The 14,940-nt window shown below is 64.1% G+C and carries 18 protein-coding genes and 1 pseudogene; 14 read left to right on the top strand and 5 right to left on the bottom strand.

Annotation, left to right across the window (positions count from 1 at the left end; translation table 11 throughout):
* Positions 1-5 precede the first annotated feature (5 nt).
* From rplI to HHL26_RS14290, 4 genes are all read left to right on the top strand, one after another.
* Positions 6-602, top strand: coding sequence for a 50S ribosomal protein L9 (gene rplI / locus HHL26_RS14305; RefSeq protein WP_066556016.1), 597 nt, complete (start codon positions 6-8; stop codon positions 600-602).
* 172 nt (positions 603-774) lie between these two features.
* Positions 775-2,214, top strand: a complete 1,440-nt coding sequence (locus HHL26_RS14300) for a hypothetical protein (protein WP_066556015.1) — start codon at positions 775-777, stop codon at positions 2,212-2,214.
* A gap of 87 nt (positions 2,215-2,301) precedes the next feature.
* Positions 2,302-3,168, top strand: coding sequence for a prolipoprotein diacylglyceryl transferase (gene lgt / locus HHL26_RS14295; RefSeq protein WP_066556013.1), 867 nt, complete (start codon positions 2,302-2,304; stop codon positions 3,166-3,168).
* Positions 3,158-4,225: an SAM-dependent methyltransferase gene (locus HHL26_RS14290; protein WP_066556011.1), complete on the top strand. Its 1,068-nt coding sequence runs from the start codon at positions 3,158-3,160 to the stop codon at positions 4,223-4,225. Before lgt ends, HHL26_RS14290 begins: the two co-directional genes overlap by 11 nt.
* Positions 4,226-4,274: 49 nt before the next feature.
* On the opposite strand, the gene gmk is transcribed toward HHL26_RS14290, so the two are convergent.
* The 4 genes from gmk to HHL26_RS14270 form a co-directional block, all read right to left on the bottom strand.
* The gene (gene gmk / locus HHL26_RS14285) at positions 4,275-4,940 is read right to left on the bottom strand and encodes a guanylate kinase (protein ID WP_066561562.1); all 666 of its coding nucleotides are present in this window, start codon (positions 4,938-4,940) and stop codon (positions 4,275-4,277) included.
* Positions 4,941-4,991: 51 nt separating this feature from the next.
* On the bottom strand, positions 4,992-5,333 hold the full coding sequence (locus tag HHL26_RS14280) for a hypothetical protein (RefSeq protein WP_066556010.1): 342 nt from the start codon (positions 5,331-5,333) through the stop codon (positions 4,992-4,994).
* A gap of 49 nt (positions 5,334-5,382) precedes the next feature.
* On the bottom strand, positions 5,383-6,768 hold the full coding sequence (gene fumC, locus HHL26_RS14275; protein WP_066556008.1) for a class II fumarate hydratase: 1,386 nt from the start codon (positions 6,766-6,768) through the stop codon (positions 5,383-5,385).
* Positions 6,769-6,835: 67 nt separating this feature from the next.
* Positions 6,836-7,312 carry a ClpXP protease specificity-enhancing factor SspB gene (locus HHL26_RS14270; protein ID WP_066556007.1) on the bottom strand — a complete coding sequence of 159 codons (477 nt, stop codon included), beginning with the start codon at positions 7,310-7,312 and terminating at the stop codon, positions 6,836-6,838.
* 99 nt (positions 7,313-7,411) lie between these two features.
* Here HHL26_RS14270 and hisB point away from each other — a divergent pair, with 99 nt between their 5' ends.
* The 7 genes and pseudogenes from hisB (at position 7,412) to HHL26_RS14235 (ending at position 11,363) form a co-directional block, all read left to right on the top strand.
* Complete coding sequence (gene hisB / locus HHL26_RS14265) at positions 7,412-7,999, top strand: imidazoleglycerol-phosphate dehydratase HisB (RefSeq protein ID WP_066556006.1); 588 nt, start codon at positions 7,412-7,414, stop codon at positions 7,997-7,999.
* A complete protein-coding gene (gene hisH, locus HHL26_RS14260) occupies positions 7,996-8,613 on the top strand; it encodes an imidazole glycerol phosphate synthase subunit HisH (protein WP_066556003.1) in 618 nt (205 codons plus the stop codon). The genes hisB and hisH overlap by 4 nt, the downstream gene beginning before the upstream one ends.
* Complete coding sequence (gene hisA / locus HHL26_RS14255) at positions 8,610-9,347, top strand: 1-(5-phosphoribosyl)-5-[(5-phosphoribosylamino)methylideneamino]imidazole-4-carboxamide isomerase (RefSeq protein ID WP_066556001.1); 738 nt, start codon at positions 8,610-8,612, stop codon at positions 9,345-9,347. Before hisH ends, hisA begins: the two co-directional genes overlap by 4 nt.
* Before the next feature lie 10 nt (positions 9,348-9,357).
* Positions 9,358-10,122 (top strand): imidazole glycerol phosphate synthase subunit HisF, encoded by a 765-nt coding sequence (gene hisF, locus HHL26_RS14250; protein WP_066555999.1) that lies wholly within the window; start codon positions 9,358-9,360, stop codon positions 10,120-10,122.
* A gap of 69 nt (positions 10,123-10,191) precedes the next feature.
* A pseudogene (locus tag HHL26_RS24260) lies at positions 10,192-10,341 on the top strand (PEP-CTERM sorting domain-containing protein); the annotation flags it as partial.
* A gap of 42 nt (positions 10,342-10,383) precedes the next feature.
* Positions 10,384-10,704: a phosphoribosyl-ATP diphosphatase gene (locus HHL26_RS14240; protein WP_066555996.1), complete on the top strand. Its 321-nt coding sequence runs from the start codon at positions 10,384-10,386 to the stop codon at positions 10,702-10,704.
* Between the two features lie 77 nt (positions 10,705-10,781).
* Positions 10,782-11,363, top strand: a complete 582-nt coding sequence (locus HHL26_RS14235) for a hypothetical protein (RefSeq protein ID WP_066555995.1) — start codon at positions 10,782-10,784, stop codon at positions 11,361-11,363.
* Here HHL26_RS14235 and HHL26_RS14230 read toward each other — a convergent pair whose 3' ends face one another.
* Entirely contained in the window at positions 11,364-12,287 is a 924-nt protein-coding gene (locus HHL26_RS14230; protein WP_066561560.1) for a histone deacetylase, read from the bottom strand. It lies immediately after the preceding gene.
* 58 nt (positions 12,288-12,345) lie between these two features.
* Here HHL26_RS14230 and HHL26_RS14225 point away from each other — a divergent pair, with 58 nt between their 5' ends.
* The 3 genes from HHL26_RS14225 (at position 12,346) to HHL26_RS14215 (ending at position 14,922) form a co-directional block, all read left to right on the top strand.
* Positions 12,346-13,818: a L,D-transpeptidase family protein gene (locus HHL26_RS14225; protein ID WP_066555993.1), complete on the top strand. Its 1,473-nt coding sequence runs from the start codon at positions 12,346-12,348 to the stop codon at positions 13,816-13,818.
* 4 nt (positions 13,819-13,822) lie between these two features.
* Complete coding sequence (locus HHL26_RS14220) at positions 13,823-14,116, top strand: hypothetical protein (protein WP_066555991.1); 294 nt, start codon at positions 13,823-13,825, stop codon at positions 14,114-14,116.
* Between the two features lie 125 nt (positions 14,117-14,241).
* Positions 14,242-14,922 (top strand): murein L,D-transpeptidase catalytic domain family protein, encoded by a 681-nt coding sequence (locus HHL26_RS14215; protein WP_066555989.1) that lies wholly within the window; start codon positions 14,242-14,244, stop codon positions 14,920-14,922.
* Positions 14,923-14,940: the final 18 nt, after the last annotated feature.

The following is a 14,940-nucleotide window of genomic DNA, read 5'->3' as shown; positions in this document are numbered from 1 at the left end:
GACTCATGGAAATCATTCTCCTCGAACGGATCGAGAAGCTGGGCGCCATCGGTGACGTCGTCACCGTGAAGGACGGTTACGCGCGTAACTATCTGCTGCCCAACAAGAAGGCGCTGCGCTCCAACAACGCCAACAAGAAGGTCTTCGAAGCCAACCGCGCGAAGATCGAAGCCGACAACGCCGCCCGCCGCACGGACGCTGAAAAGGCTGCCGAAGGCGTCAACGGCAAGCAGATCGTCCTGATCCGCCAGTCGTCCAACGCCGGCCACCTCTATGGTTCGGTCGCCGTTCGCGACGTCGTCGAAGCGCTGCACGCTGATGGCGTCACCAACGTCACCAAGGCGATGGTCGTGCTGGAACGCCCGATCAAGACCCTGGGCGTGTTCGACGTCAAGGTTGCGCTGCATCCCGAAGTCGCGGTCACCATCACGGTGAACGTCGCCCGCTCGCCGGAAGAAGCCGAACTGCAGTCGCAGGGCGTGGACGTGATGGCCGATCTGTTCGAAAAGGACGAGAGCGGCTTCACCGAAGATTATGATCCGAACGCGGAACCCGGCGAAATCGCCGTGGAAGCCGAAGAAGCCCCGGCTGAAGAAGCCTGAGTTTCAGCTTCGGCCTGAACAGAGAAGCCGCCCCTCACCGGGCGGCTTTTTTGTTGGATATGACGGCCAAAGATCAACGCAGGAATGACGGCTTCCCATCCGATCTCACCGCTCCCCCCTCTCGACAGTGACCGCAATTGCAGGCAGCTATCAAGGCCTTGAAGGGGGAACCATGCAGATCAATGCCGACTCTTCCGGTGCCGCCATTACCTCCAGGCCATGGCCACTCACCGTCGCTGCCATTCTCCTGATCTGCTCTTTGCTTCTCTTCTGGCCGGGCATTGCGAGCTACGACACAGTCGTTCAATATCAACAATTTTTGAGCGGAAGCTATGACGATTGGCATCCGCCGGTCATGGCCCGGCTCTGGTCGATCCTGCCCTTCGCTCAGCATGGCACAGCGCCCATGTTCGCGCTGCAACTGAGCGGCTACTGGATCGGCCTTGGCCTGCTGGCCCAGGCTGTCGGCGGCCGGAGGGCCATCGTCCTGCTTGCCGTCGGCGCGACGCCGTTCCTCAGCGGATGGATCGCCGTCGTGATCAAGGACAGCCAGATGATCGGCGCACTGGCCCTCGCTACCGGCCTTGTCGGCCATTTCCGCCTGCGCCACCAGCCCATCCCGGCGCCGGCCCTGATCGTCATCATCCTCTGCCTGATCTACGCAACGCTGGTTCGCGCCAATGCGGTCTTCTCGACCGTTCCGCTGGCGATGCTGCTGCTTGCCCGGCCGCAATCCGGCGCTGCCCGCTTTGCCCTGATGATCGCCGCCATCCCGGCCATCCTGCTCCTCTCCCAGCCAATCAACCACGGTCTGTTCGACGCGGAGGACAGCGGCGTCCGCCGCACCCAGCCGATGTACGACCTGGCGGGCATTGCCGTGCGGGCAGGGGACGGAGCAGACAGCGGCCTCTCCACGGCGGCGATCGAGGCGCTGAGACAAGATGATTGCGTCCGTCCGCTGTTCTGGGACTCGCTGAGCGCCACCCCCGCCTGCCAGTCCGCCATCGGGCATATGGAAAAGGCGCCGATCGGCCCGCTCTATCTCCAGCTCGCCATGGCGGCGGCGCGCCATCCGATCGCCTATCTTGCCCATCGCGCCGCCCATCTCAATTCGACCGAGCGCTGGCTGGTTCCCCTCCACTGGCCGCTCGCCGCGCCGCCGGCTCGGGCCGAACCCAATGACCTTGGCCTCGCCAACCCTCAAAGCCCTCTGGTCGCGGCATGGCAGCGTCTGGCGGCATGGCTGACGGAAACGCCGCTGGCCTGGCCGATCCTGTGGACCGCAGCCGCTCTTTGGGGCCTGTGGGCCAGCCTTGCCCTGGCATCCGGAAGGACCAAGGATAGCGCCGGAAATAGTGCCAGGGATTTGGCGCTTGCCCTCTTCGCCTCCGCCCTGTTTCAGGAGGCCAGCTTCGCGGTCATCAGCATATCGTCGGATCTGCGCTATCATCTCTGGCCCATGCTGGCGACGGCGATCGGCTGGCTGATCCTGGGCCGTTCGCCCCTGCGCAGGCGGCGCGGGGCGGGACTGACCATCGCGCTGCTGCTGCTCTGCGGCGGCGTCGCCCGTTTCACCCTGCCGCCGGTGCCGCCCCATTATGCGGAGCTGTAGCCGGACCGGCGCCCATCAAACGCCCCCTTTCATCTTCCCCCCAACCTGCTCTATGGCGGGTCCGATTTTCCCAAAGGGAACGACAACTTGATCCTTGACCTTGCCGCCGCCGCTTCGGGCGCCATCCGTTTCGACCAGCTCGGCCTCAGCCCGGTCGCGCTCGACCTCGGCTTCTTCACGCTGAAATGGTACAGCCTCGCCTATCTGGCCGGCATATTGATCGGCTACTGGTATCTGCTGAAGCTCATCGCCCAGCCCGGATCGCCCATGGCGCGCCGCCATGCCGACGACATGATCTTCTATGCGACGCTAGGCATCATCATTGGCGGGCGGCTGGCCTATGTCTTCTTCTACCAGCCCGAAATCCTCCAGCATCCGCTCGATATCTTCAAGCTCTGGAACGGCGGCATGTCCTTCCATGGCGGCGCGATCGGCGTGTCGCTCGGCATCCTCTACATGGCGCGCAAGGAGAATCTCTCCTGGCTGCGTATCCATGATTTCGTGGCCTGTTGCGTCCCCTTCGGCCTGTTCTTCGGCCGCCTCGCCAATTTCGTGAACGGGGAATTGTGGGGCAAGGAAACCGACGTGGCCTGGGCAATCATCTTCCCGACCGGCGGCCCCTTCCGCCGCCATCCCAGCCAGCTTTACGAAGCCTTTTTCGAAGGCATCATCCTCTTCCTCATTCTGGCCTTCGCCTTCTGGAAGACCCGCGCCCGCTACAAGCCCGGCATGCTCGTGGGCCTCTTCCTCTTCTGCTACGGCATCTTCCGCTTCGGCATCGAATATTTCCGCGAAGCCGACGCCCAGCTCATGGAATTCGCCGCCCGCACCGGCCTTCATATGGGCCAGTGGCTCTGCGTGCCGATGATCCTGGGCGGCCTCTACCTGATCGTCACGGCCAAGGGCCGCCGTGTCCGGGTGGAGCCCATTGCAGGCAGTGCGAGTGTCAGTTGAACTCAGTCTTTCGGAACGCCTGTCGCGCCAGATCGCGGCAGGCGGCCCGATCTCCGTCGCCCATTATATGGCGGAGGCGAACCAGCATTATTACGGCACCCGCGACCCCCTGGGCGCGGCGGGCGACTTCACCACCGCGCCCGAAATCAGCCAGATGTTCGGGGAACTGATCGGACTCTGCCTCGCGGACATGTGGATGAGATCGGGCAGCCGTCCGGAGGTGCATTATGTCGAGTTGGGGCCCGGCCGCGGCACGCTTGCCTCCGACGCGCTGCGCGCCATGGCCAGCGCATCGCTCCATCCCCGCGTTCATTTCGTCGAAACCAGCCCCAGCCTGCGGGAACGGCAAAGGGCGCTGATACCCAATGTCTCACACCACGACGCCGTTTCAAGCCTGCCAGAGCAGGGGCCGCTGCTGGTCGTCGCCAATGAATTTTTCGATGCCCTTCCCGTCCGCCAGCTTGTCCGCGTCGGTCAGGAATGGCGCGAGCGGGTGGTCGTACGCCCCGATCCCGAACAGCCCGCGCATTTCGCCCCAATGCCCGGTTACCGCCGAGTCGAATCCGGCATCCCCGCCATGGCCGCCGACGCGCCGGAAGGCACGATCCTTGAAATGCCGCTCGCCGGATCGGCCATCGCGCTGGAACTGGCGCATCGCATCGCGCGGCAGGGCGGCGCCGCGATCATCGTCGACTATGGCTATGAAGGCCCGGCCACCGGCGACACGCTCCAGGCCGTCAGAGCGCATCGGTTCGCTGATCCTTTCTTCGAACCAGGCGAGAGTGACCTAACCACCCATGTCGATTTCACCATGATTGGCAATATGGCGCGGCAAGCCGGGCTGCACGTGACGCGAACGGTCGGTCAAGGTGCCTTTCTGCGCCAGCTCGGCATCGACGCCCGCGCCGATCAGTTGAGCCGCACCGCGCCCACCCGCGCAGAGGAAGTGGAGGCCGCCCGTCATCGGCTGACCGCTGACGACGCCATGGGAACGCTGTTCAAGGCCATGGCCTGGGTTCACCCGGACTGGGCCGACCCGGCGGGATTTGAGGGATAAATTACCGTGCTCCTGCCTACGCAGGAGCAGGTTTCAGCCAGCCAGACCCTCAATCGTCCTGATGATAACGGCTGAGCTTGCGGATAAAGCCGATCAGCCCCGTCTGGCGGCTGCGCTTCATGCGCTCGGCATGCAGGATGGTCTGGACGCGCTGGAAACAATCCTCCGCATCGACATTGCAGAGGACATAATCATAGCCGTCCCAATGCGCGATCTCTCCGGCGGCGCGGGACATGCGGCCTTCGATCACTTCATTGCTGTCCGTCGCCCGGCCCCGTAGACGGCGCTCCAGCTCCTCCATCGAGGGAGGCAGAATGAATATGCGCACGACATCGCCCCCCGCAATCTGGTGAAGCTGCTGCGCGCCCTGCCAGTCGATGTCGAACAGCACGTCGCGCCCAGACTTCAGCATCGCCTCCACCGGCTCGCGGGGCGTGCCGTAGCGCTGGCCGAAGACATGCGCCCATTCCAGAAATTCATGATCGGCGGTCATCCGCCGGAATTCCTCCAGATCGACGAAATGATAATCCTTGCCCTCGACCTCCCCCGGTCGCATCGGCCGCGTCGTCGCGGACACCGACATCGCCAGATCCGGCTCAGCCGCAAGCAGCTTGCGCGCAATGGTGGATTTACCGGCGCCCGAAGGCGAGGAAAGAACGAACAGGACGCCGCGGCGCTTGAAATCGGGCGTCTCGATGGAGGTGCTGTCGGCCATGGCCGCTAGTGCCGCCATGAACGCCATTTGGCAAGAGGGACAATCCGCGCTTCAGCCTTTGCGGGCCTTGCGCGCCTCCTCGATCAATATCGGCTGCGCGCTTTTGTCCGGCAGGGTCTTGGCCTTGCGCTTACGGTCCGCTTCGCGCTTCGCTTCGTAGATCTTGCCCGCCATATAGGCGCCCGTCACGAACAGAGCGCCCGCCGGATAGCGCATGATGAGCCGCTTGGCGCCCATTCCCGCGAGCAGGCCGATCACGCCCTTCTTGCCGGTATCCGCCGCAACGCGGGCCGCGACGACCGTCGCTCCGACACGGGCCGCCTTTTTGAGCAAGCTATCCTTACGCGGCGGACGGACGGCGATCAGCGGCTGGTCGGGCGATTTTTTCCTCATGGGGTGTCAATGTACCGCAGCGCGGCAGGTTCCGCCATGTCGATCTGAATCAGACCATATTTTCCGGCCGGACCAGCCGGTCGAAGGTGGCTTCATCGACCAGTCCCAACGCCAAGCCCGCCTCCTTCAACGTCAGCCCTTCGGCATGGGCATGTTTGGCGATCTTCGCGGCATTGTCATAGCCGATCTCCGGCGCCAACGCCGTCACCAGCATCAGCGACCGATCAACCAGTTCGGCTATCCGCCTTTCATTCGCCTCCAGCCCTTCGACGCAGCGTTCGGCAAAGCTGTCCATGCCGACGCTCAACAAATGGATCGACCGCAGCACCGCCGCGCCGATCAGCGGCTTGAAGACATTAAGTTCCAGATGCCCCTGCAAGCCGCCGACCGTTACCGCCTGATGATTGCCAATGACCTGGGCGGCGACCATGGTCAGCATCTCGCACTGCGTCGGGTTGACCTTGCCCGGCATGATGGAACTGCCCGGCTCATTGGCGGGCAGGTCGAGTTCGCCAAGGCCCGAACGCGGACCGCTGCCCAGCAGGCGGATGTCATTGGCGATCTTGGTCAACGCCACCGCCAGCGTCGCCAAGGTCGAGGACAGATGCACCAGCGGATCATTGGAGGCGAGCGCTTCGAACTTGTTGTCCGCCGTCCGGAACGACAATCCGGTCAGCGTTGCGATCTCCCTTGCGACGGCGACATCGAAATCCTTGGGCGCATTAAGGCCCGTGCCGACCGCCGTGCCGCCCTGCGCCAGCGCCATCATGCCATACATGGTGGCCGGTTCGATCCGCTTGCGGCTCCGGTAGAGTTGATGCGCATAGCCGGAAAATTCCTGTCCCAGCGTCAGCGGCGTCGCATCCTGCAAATGGGTGCGGCCGATCTTGACGATGCCCGCCCACGCCTTCGCCTTGGCGTCGAGCGCGGCATGCAGCCGGTCCAGCGCGGGAAATAGATGCCCGGTCACCGCCCGCGCCGCCGCGATATGCAGTGCCGTCGGAAAGCTGTCATTGGACGACTGCCCCATATTCACATGGTCGTTGGGATGGACCGGACTCTTGCCGCCGCGCTTACCGGTCAGCGCCTCATTGGCGATGCCCGCGATCACCTCATTGACGTTCATGTTCGACTGGGTGCCGCTGCCGGTCTGCCAGATGACGAGAGGGAACTGGTCGTCGTGGCGGCCCGCAATCACTTCGGCAGCGGCCGCCTCGACCGCATCGGCCAGCCCCGAATCGAGGCCATGGCCGCGGTTCACCCGCGCCGCCGCCTGCTTCACGATCGCCAGGGCATGGACGATGCCAACGGGCATGCGTTCGTCCGGACCGAAAGGGAAATTTTCGATGCTGCGTTGGGTTTGCGCGCCCCAATAAGCGTCGGCAGGCACTTCGATGGCGCCAATGCTGTCGGTTTCGGTACGAGTCTCGCTCAAATCAGCCACTCCCTGAAATTGCTGGAGTGCCACCAATCTGGGGAAGCTCGCCCCCCTATTCCAGAGCTTATTTCTTCTTGCCGAAATCCACGGTGACGACATTGGAGCCGTCTTCCGTCATCACTTGGGGGGCGTCATTTTCCGCTTCTTCATGCGGTTCGGGCGCAATGTCGGCCTGCGCCTGGAATTGCAGGGCGAAATTCACCGCAGGATCGACGAAGGCCGTAATCGCGGCAAAGGGAATATACAGATGCGCGGCGACCTGATTGAAGGTCAGGCTGACCCCAAAGGCGTCATCGCTGACCTTGAGATCCCAGAATTTATTCTGGAGCACGACGGTCATCTCGTCGGGGAATCGCTCGACCAGGTGACGCGGGATATCGACTCCGGCCGCCTGAGTCTTAAAGGTGATATAGAAATGATGCGCGCCGGGAAGCCCACCTGAACGCTCGATTTCTCCCAGAACACGGCCGACCACAGCGCGCAGAGCCTCCTGCACGATTTCGTCATAGGGAATCAGGCTGTCGGGCAGGTCTTCACTCATGCGCCAATGTCCTAGCGGCGCGGCGGCGCGGGTCAAGAGCGCGCCATAGATTGCTGGGGCACATTGCAACGTGGGGCCACTTCGGTATAGGGCGCAGCCATGCGCACGGCCGACATTCACCGCAACACTGCGGAAACGCAGATCGACGTGACCGTCAACCTCGACGGCACCGGCATCTATACCGTTTCGACGGGCATTGGCTTTTTCGATCACATGATCGAGCAACTGTCCCGCCACTCGCTGATCGACATGGATGTGAAGACGGTCGGTGACCTGCATGTCGACCAGCACCACACCACAGAAGACACGGCGATCGCCATTGGCGAGGCGGTGGCCAAGGCGCTGGGCGACAAGCGCGGCATTTCCCGCTACGGCAGCGTCTATTCCCCGATGGACGAGACACTGACCCGCGTGTCGCTGGATATTTCCGGCCGCCCCTGGCTGGTGTTCAAGGCCCCCTTCACCGTGCAGCGCATCGGGGAATGGGATACGGAGATGGTCGAGCATTTCTTCCACAGCTTCGCCCAGGCTGCGGGGATTACGCTGCACATCGAAAATCTTTACGGCAGCAACAACCATCATATCGTCGAAAGCTGCTTCAAGGGGCTCGCCCGCGCGCTGCGGCAGGCGGTGGAGATCGACCCGCGCAAGGCCGACGCCATTCCGTCGACCAAGGGGATATTGTGACCGCGCTTGCCCTCATCGATTACGGCGCGGGTAACCTTCATTCGGTGCATAACGCCCTGCGCAAGGCGGGAGCGGACAATGCCGTCATCACCGCCGATGCCGAACTGGTGGCGAAGGCGGATCGGATCGTCCTGCCTGGTGTCGGCGCTTTTCGCGCCTGCCGCGATGCGCTGGTCGCCATCCCCGGCATGGTCGAGGCGATGAACGAGGCGGTGTTAGAGCGCGGCGTGCCCTTTCTGGGCGTGTGCGTGGGCATGCAATTGCTGGCCGACGCCGGGGAAGAATTCGGACGGCATGAGGGACTGGGCTGGATTCCCGGCACCGTGCGCCTGATCGAGCCTCATGATCCGGCGATCAAGGTGCCGCATATGGGCTGGAACGACGTGACCCTGCGCGGCAATCCGCCGCTGCTGGAAGCGGGCGAGGCCTATTTCCTGCACAGCTATCATTTCGACGTGGCGCAAGAGGATCATATCGCCGCCGTCACCGATCATGGCGGACCTCTGGTCGCCGCAGTTGCGCGGGATACGATCATCGGCTGCCAGTTTCACCCGGAAAAGAGCCAGAGCTACGGCCTTTCCTTCCTTTCCCGCTTTCTGGAATGGCGTCCATGAGCCTGATCGTTTTCCCTGCCATCGACCTAAAAGGCGGCCAGGTCGTCCGTCTGGCGGAGGGCGACATGAACCGCGCCACCGTCTATGGCGACAATCCGGCGGCGCAGGCGCTGCTCTTTGCCGAGGCGGGCGCGCAGCATCTGCATGTGGTCGATCTGGACGGCAGCTTCGCGGGCCATGCGGTCAATGCCGAAGCGGTTGAGGCCATTGTCGCGGCTTTCCCCGGCCATGTGCAACTGGGCGGCGGCATCCGCAACCGGGAGGCGGTGGAGCGCTGGTTCGATCTTGGCGTATCGCGCATCGTAATCGGCACGGCGGCGCTCAAGGATCCGGATTTCGTCAAGGCCGCGGCGCGGGACTTCCCTGGAGGAATCGTGGTGGCGGTCGATGCCCGCGACGGTTTCGTCGCGACCGATGGCTGGGCCGAGAAATCGGACATGCCGGTGGTCGACCTCGCCCGCCGGTTCGAGGATGCGGGCGTCGCCAGCCTGCTCTTCACTGATGTCGGCCGCGACGGGCTGCTCAAGGGCTGCAATATCGACGCGACCGTCGATCTGGCGCGGGCGACAGACATTCCGGTGATAGCAAGCGGCGGAGTCGCGGGGATCGCGGATATCCGGATACTCAGCCTGCATGCCGATGAAGGGATCGAAGGCGTGATCACGGGCCGTGCCCTCTATGACGGTCGGCTGGACCTGAAGGCAGCGCTGGCTGTGGCGCGGGCTGCGGCCTAGGAGAACAGCCATGACGGTCCGCACCCGCGTCATCCCCTGTCTGGACGTCGCCAATGGGCGCGTGGTCAAGGGCGTGAACTTCGTCGATCTGCGCGATGCAGGCGATCCGGTCGAGCAGGCCAAGATCTACGACGCGGCGGGCGCGGATGAGCTGTGCTTCCTCGACATCACCGCGACGCATGAGGCGCGCGGGACGATATTGGACGTGGTGCGGCGGACCGCTGAGGTCTGCTTCATGCCGGTGACGGTCGGCGGCGGCGTGCGCAGTCCGGAGGATGCGCGGGCGCTGCTGCTCGCAGGCGCGGACAAGGTGGCGGTGAACAGCGCGGCGGTCGTCCGGCCGGAGGTGGTGGCGGATATTGCCGACCGTTTCGGCAGCCAGTGCGTCGTCGGCTCGGTCGACGCCCGGCGCGTGGGCGAGAATCGTTGGAAAATCTTCACCCATGGCGGGCGCAAGCCCACGGGTATCGATGCGCTGGAGCATGCGGTTCGACTCGCCACGCTGGGCGCAGGCGAACTGTTGGTCACGTCGATGGACGGAGACGGCACCAAGGCGGGCTATGACCTGGCGTTGACCCGCGCCATCGCCGATGCGGTATCCATCCCGGTGATTGCCAGCGGCGGCGTCGGTACGCTGGAGCATCTGGTCGAAGGCGTGATCGAAGGCCACGCCAGTGCCGTGCTGGCGGCATCGATATTTCACTTCGGTCAACACAGTATTGCTGAAGCGCATCAGGCGCTCGCTGCCGCGGGCGTGCCGGTTCGGGCAGGCTGACCCTGTTTCTCGGCAAAACGTCGGTTGCGCTTACATTAACCAGTAGCGGCAGGGTATCGTTAACCATCACGGCCCTGCCCCGGCTCCAGCAGCTCGGGCGGCTCTTCGTCCGACGGCGCACCCACTCCTGTGCCGGAACCGGAACAGATGGCTCTGTTCGACCTTGGCGCTGCAGTGCTCGGCGCGCGAGTTTTCGCCGCGCGCCGCAAGCGGAAGTAAGTTTTCATTTGACGGGTCGCGTGCGCGGCGCTTGATGGCGCCATGCGCGCGACCCTATTCGATCTTGAACAGACCATCCGTCAGCGGCGGCAGGCCGATCCCAGCCAATCCTATGTGGCCAAGCTGACCGCCAGGGGGCGCGGCAAGATCGCCCAGAAGGTCGGTGAGGAAGCCGTCGAAACGGTGATCGCCGCCATGGCGTCCGACCGGGAGGGGGCGATCGGTGAAAGCGCGGACCTGCTGTTCCACCTACTGGTGCTGCTGGCCGATCTCGACATCAGTCTGGACGATGTGCTGGACGAGTTGGACCGGCGCGAAGGCGTGCCCGGCATCGCGGAAAAAGCTTCGCGCAAGGCCGATTGAGGTCTTTTCCGGAAAGATATTGCCGCATCGGCGTTTGTCCGTCAGCCTCTCAAGCCATCGAGAGGACAGGAGGGCATATGTTCAAAACCCTGTTGGGCGGCCTGATCGGCGGTGTGGCGATGTATCTGGTCGGCTTCATCTTCTGGGGGACGCCGCTGAGCGCCCTCGCCTTTCATCGCGCGGAATCCGGAGCCGGCAGCAATTTGCAGGCTGCCATGGCGCAGGCGCTGACGCCGTCGGGCACCGGCGTCTATGTGATCCCCGATCCGGCGACCGCCGAAGGCACGGTGCTTTATGGCAAGGGGCCGGTCGCGATGGTCTTCTACAACAGCAGTGGTTTTCCGGTGACGGACGCCGGCGCCTTGATCGGCGGCCTGATCCTGGCGCTGGTGGTCGGGGTACTGATCGCGCTGATGCTGCGCTTCATCAGTGGCGATCTGGGCGAAAGGGCCAGAGTGACGATATTGTTCGCGCTCACGGCCGTGCTGTGGCTGCATGTCGGGCAAGCCGTGTTCAACCATACGCCCTGGGGATATAGTCTTTATCTGGCCTTCAGCGATTTTGTCGCGTTAGTCGCAGCAGGACTGGTGGCGGCAAAGATCATGGAAGGCGGGCGCCCGACCGGCTTCGACCCCGTCGTGGATGAAACGGTGCACTAATCAGGATTGCGCACCGGCATCCCCTTCCGGAGCAACTTCTTCCGCCAGCCGGATCATGCAGTCGGCATGCCGCCGGGCGATCGTCATGCGATCCGCGCCATAGCCTCCCCCCATGGTGCTGGCGAGCGCTATGCCCCGGCTGCGCGCGGCGCGCATCACGGCGCGGTCGCGGCGGTCCAGACCTGCATCGCTGAGCGCAAGGCGACCCAGACGGTCGTCTGCATGGGGATCGACCCCCGCCTGATAGAGAATCAAGTCGGGCCGGAAATCGTCCAGCACAGGCGGCATCGCCTCCATCAGGGCATCCATATAGCCATCATCGCCCGTTCCATCGGGCAGGCCGATGTCGAGCGTCGAACGCGCCTTGCGCACAGGGAAATTGCGTTCCGCGTGGATCGAGAGGGTGAAGATATCCCCGCGCCCGCTCGTCAGCACGGCGGTGCCGTCGCCCTGATGCACGTCGAGATCCAGGATCAATATCCGCCGTGCATCCCCTTCCCCGATCAATCGATTGGCCGCAATGGCAAGGTCGTTGAACACGCAATAGCCCGCGCCGCTGTCAGCCAGCGCATGATGGCTGCCCCCCGCCGCGTTGGCGGCATAGCCATGACGCAGCGCCAGCCGGGCCGCTAGCCATGTGCCGCCGGGCGAGAGCATGGAGCGGTGCATCACCCGCTCCGTCACGGGAAAGCCGATGCGTCTTTCCTTTTCGGGCGGCAGGCTCAGCGTCGCGACCTGATCGACATAGGCGGGATCATGGACCGCCTCTATCCATTGGCGCGGCATGGGGGCGGGTTCATGCACGGTAAAGGGCGCCGCGGCCATGGTCAGCGCTTCCATCACCAGCCCATATTTGTCGAAGCGAAAGGAACTGCCCGCTGTTGCCGGAGAGACATAGGCTGGATGGTGAACGACGTGCAGCATCATCTTTTCCGCTATCTTCGAGTTTGAACGATGCGGGCTTTGCGCTATCTGGTCCAGCATGAACCGTCCCAAATTGATCCGTTTTTCCGTTTTTTGTCTGCTGGGTGCGGCCGCGGTGCCGTCCGTGGCGCAGCCTCCGGCGGTTGCGCCGATCCTGCCCGCGCCCCCATCCTCCCCCCCTGCTCCGCAGGTGATCCTGCCGCCGTCCATCGTGACGCCGCCTCCCCCTGTACCGCTGCCCCCCCTGTCCGCCACGCAGGAACGCTGGCTCAACGACTGGCTGAAGGGCGGCACGCAGCAAGGGCTGATGGCGCGCAGCAAGGCAACCAGCGACCTGACGGGCGATGCCCTGCTTTCGGCAGCATTGGACCGGGCCAGGGCGCTCAGCACGGGGCGCGTCGACACGGCGGACTTTCTGGCGATCTGGGCGTTGCGCCCTGCCCCGTTCGATCCGCGACCGGGCCTGGCCAAGGCGATCAGCGAGGATCGGTTGCCGCAATGGGCGCTCAATTTGACGCCGCCCTATGCGGGCTATGACGGGCTGCGCAAAGGTTTGGCCAATTATGAGCGGATTCGCGACGCGGGAGGTTGGCCTGCGCTGACGGCGCAATCCTCGCCCGTTACCGTGCGCGCCCGCATCGCCATAGAGGACAAGAGCGTCACGGCGAGCGAAAAGCTGACCGACGTGCTGCAACGGGCGCAGCGGCGCTATGGCCTCAACCCCACCGGCTTGCTGGATGCGCGGACGCTCAGGGAACTGAACGTGCCGGTCGACGACCGCATCGCCGCGATCATGGCGAATATGGAGCGCTGGCGCTGGATGCCGCGCCAATTGCCAGTGAACCGGGTGCAGGTAAACATCGCCGCCGCCGTGCTGACGGTGTTCGAGGGCGATCAGCCGGTGACGTCGATGCGCGCCGTGACGGGGGCGCCGGACAATGCGACGCCGATGCTGTCATCCAGCATCCATTCGATCGTGGTCAATCCGCCGTGGAACGTCCCCACCTCCATCGCCAAGCGCGAATTATGGCCCAAGGGGCGCGCGACGCTGATCCGTCAGGGCTACAAGATCGTCGGCACGCCGGAGACGGGCGAGCGGATCGTACAACCCGCCGGGCCCAACAGCGCGCTGGGACGGTTGAAGTTCGACTTCAACAATCCCTTTGCCGTCTATCTGCACGACACGCCGTCGCGGGCGAAATTTTCAAGCTATGACCGCCTGGCGAGCCATGGCTGCATTCGCCTGGAAAAGCCGGTGCCGCTGGCGGAATTGATGGTGGCGGGCAACCCCGACCTTGCCGGGCAGATCCAGTCGCTGATCGACACCGGCAAAACCCAGCGGGTTTCGCTGCCCAAGGAAGTGGCGGTGTATCTGCTTTACTGGACTGCTTTCGCCAGCAATAACGGCACGATGAGCTTCCGTTCCGATCCCTATGGCTGGGACAAGCTGCTTGCGGAAAAGATCGAAGCATCCAGCCGCCGTGTCGACCCGACCGCCGCGCCTGCGGCCTCCATCGCATCCAAGGACTGATTTCATGCGCAAATTCGCCCTCATCGCCCTTGCCGGCGCGCTCGCCCTCGCCGCCTGCGGGAAGAAGGAGGAAGAGGCGCCGGTGACCAACAATCTGGTCGAACCGCCGGTCGAGAATGTGATCGTTGAGGAGCCGGAGGCTCCTGCTCCCGAGCCGAGCAATAACGCCGCGCCCGCTCCTGCCCCCGCCCCGACCATTTCCGAACAGCAGCAAATCGAGGACGACGCCGCAGCCACCGGCATGACCGCGCGCCTGAATCGGGAAGGCGCGGACGAGGGCGCGAACGCCACCCAATAGGATCGGCGCGTCCCGCCCCGGAAACGAGGCGGCACGGCGGTTTTGCAGCAAAGAGTGGGACGGACGACGGTGGCAATCCGGCGTTCCCCTTGGACCGGCCCCGCTCCTTTGCTATATTGCGATTCATGGATCGTCGTAGTTTCACCAAGCTCGCTTTGAGCGGGCTGGCTTTTTCATTCCTTGCCGACAGTGCCGGGCGCGCTGCGTCGTTCGGTGAAACGCCGCCGCAGCCTGCTGCTCCGCCGGCACCGCGTCCGGTCTCAGCAGGGCCGCTTGCTACCCAGCCCTATGCGAAACTGCTGGAGCGCGCCAAGGCTGCACTCGACCAGCACGGCCATATGTTCACGCTGCGCGACCGGGTGGGATTGGCCGACTTCAACGCGCCCTCGCGGGAATTGCGTTTCCATGTGGTCGATCTGATCGGCGGACAGGCCAGTTCCTATCTGGTCGCCCATGGCCGCGGTTCCGACCCCGAACATTCAGGCTGGCTCCAGACATTTTCCAACGAGCCCAATTCGCTAGCGAGTTGTTCGGGCGCCTTCAAGACGGGCGAAATCTACGAAGGCCAGCATGGCCGGGCGATGCGCCTGGCGGGGCTGGACCCGCAGAACAACAATGCGGAAATGCGCGCCATCGTCGTGCATGGCGCGGATTATGTGAGCGAAGATCACATCGCGACCTGGGGCAAGATTGGCCGCAGCGAAGGGTGCTTCGCGCTGGCGCGTCATATGTTGCCGCAATTTATCGGGCTGATGGGTCCGGGCAGGCTGCTCTTTGCCGACAAGATCATCGGCGGGGTGGCTTGAGGCCTTTGCCGTAACCCG

Origin of the sequence: Sphingobium sp. TB-6, assembly GCF_012927365.1 — a bacterium.
Classification (GTDB): domain Bacteria; phylum Pseudomonadota; class Alphaproteobacteria; order Sphingomonadales; family Sphingomonadaceae; genus Sphingobium.
Note: the sequence above shows the minus strand (reverse complement) of the source record. Positions and strands in the feature narration are given on the sequence as shown.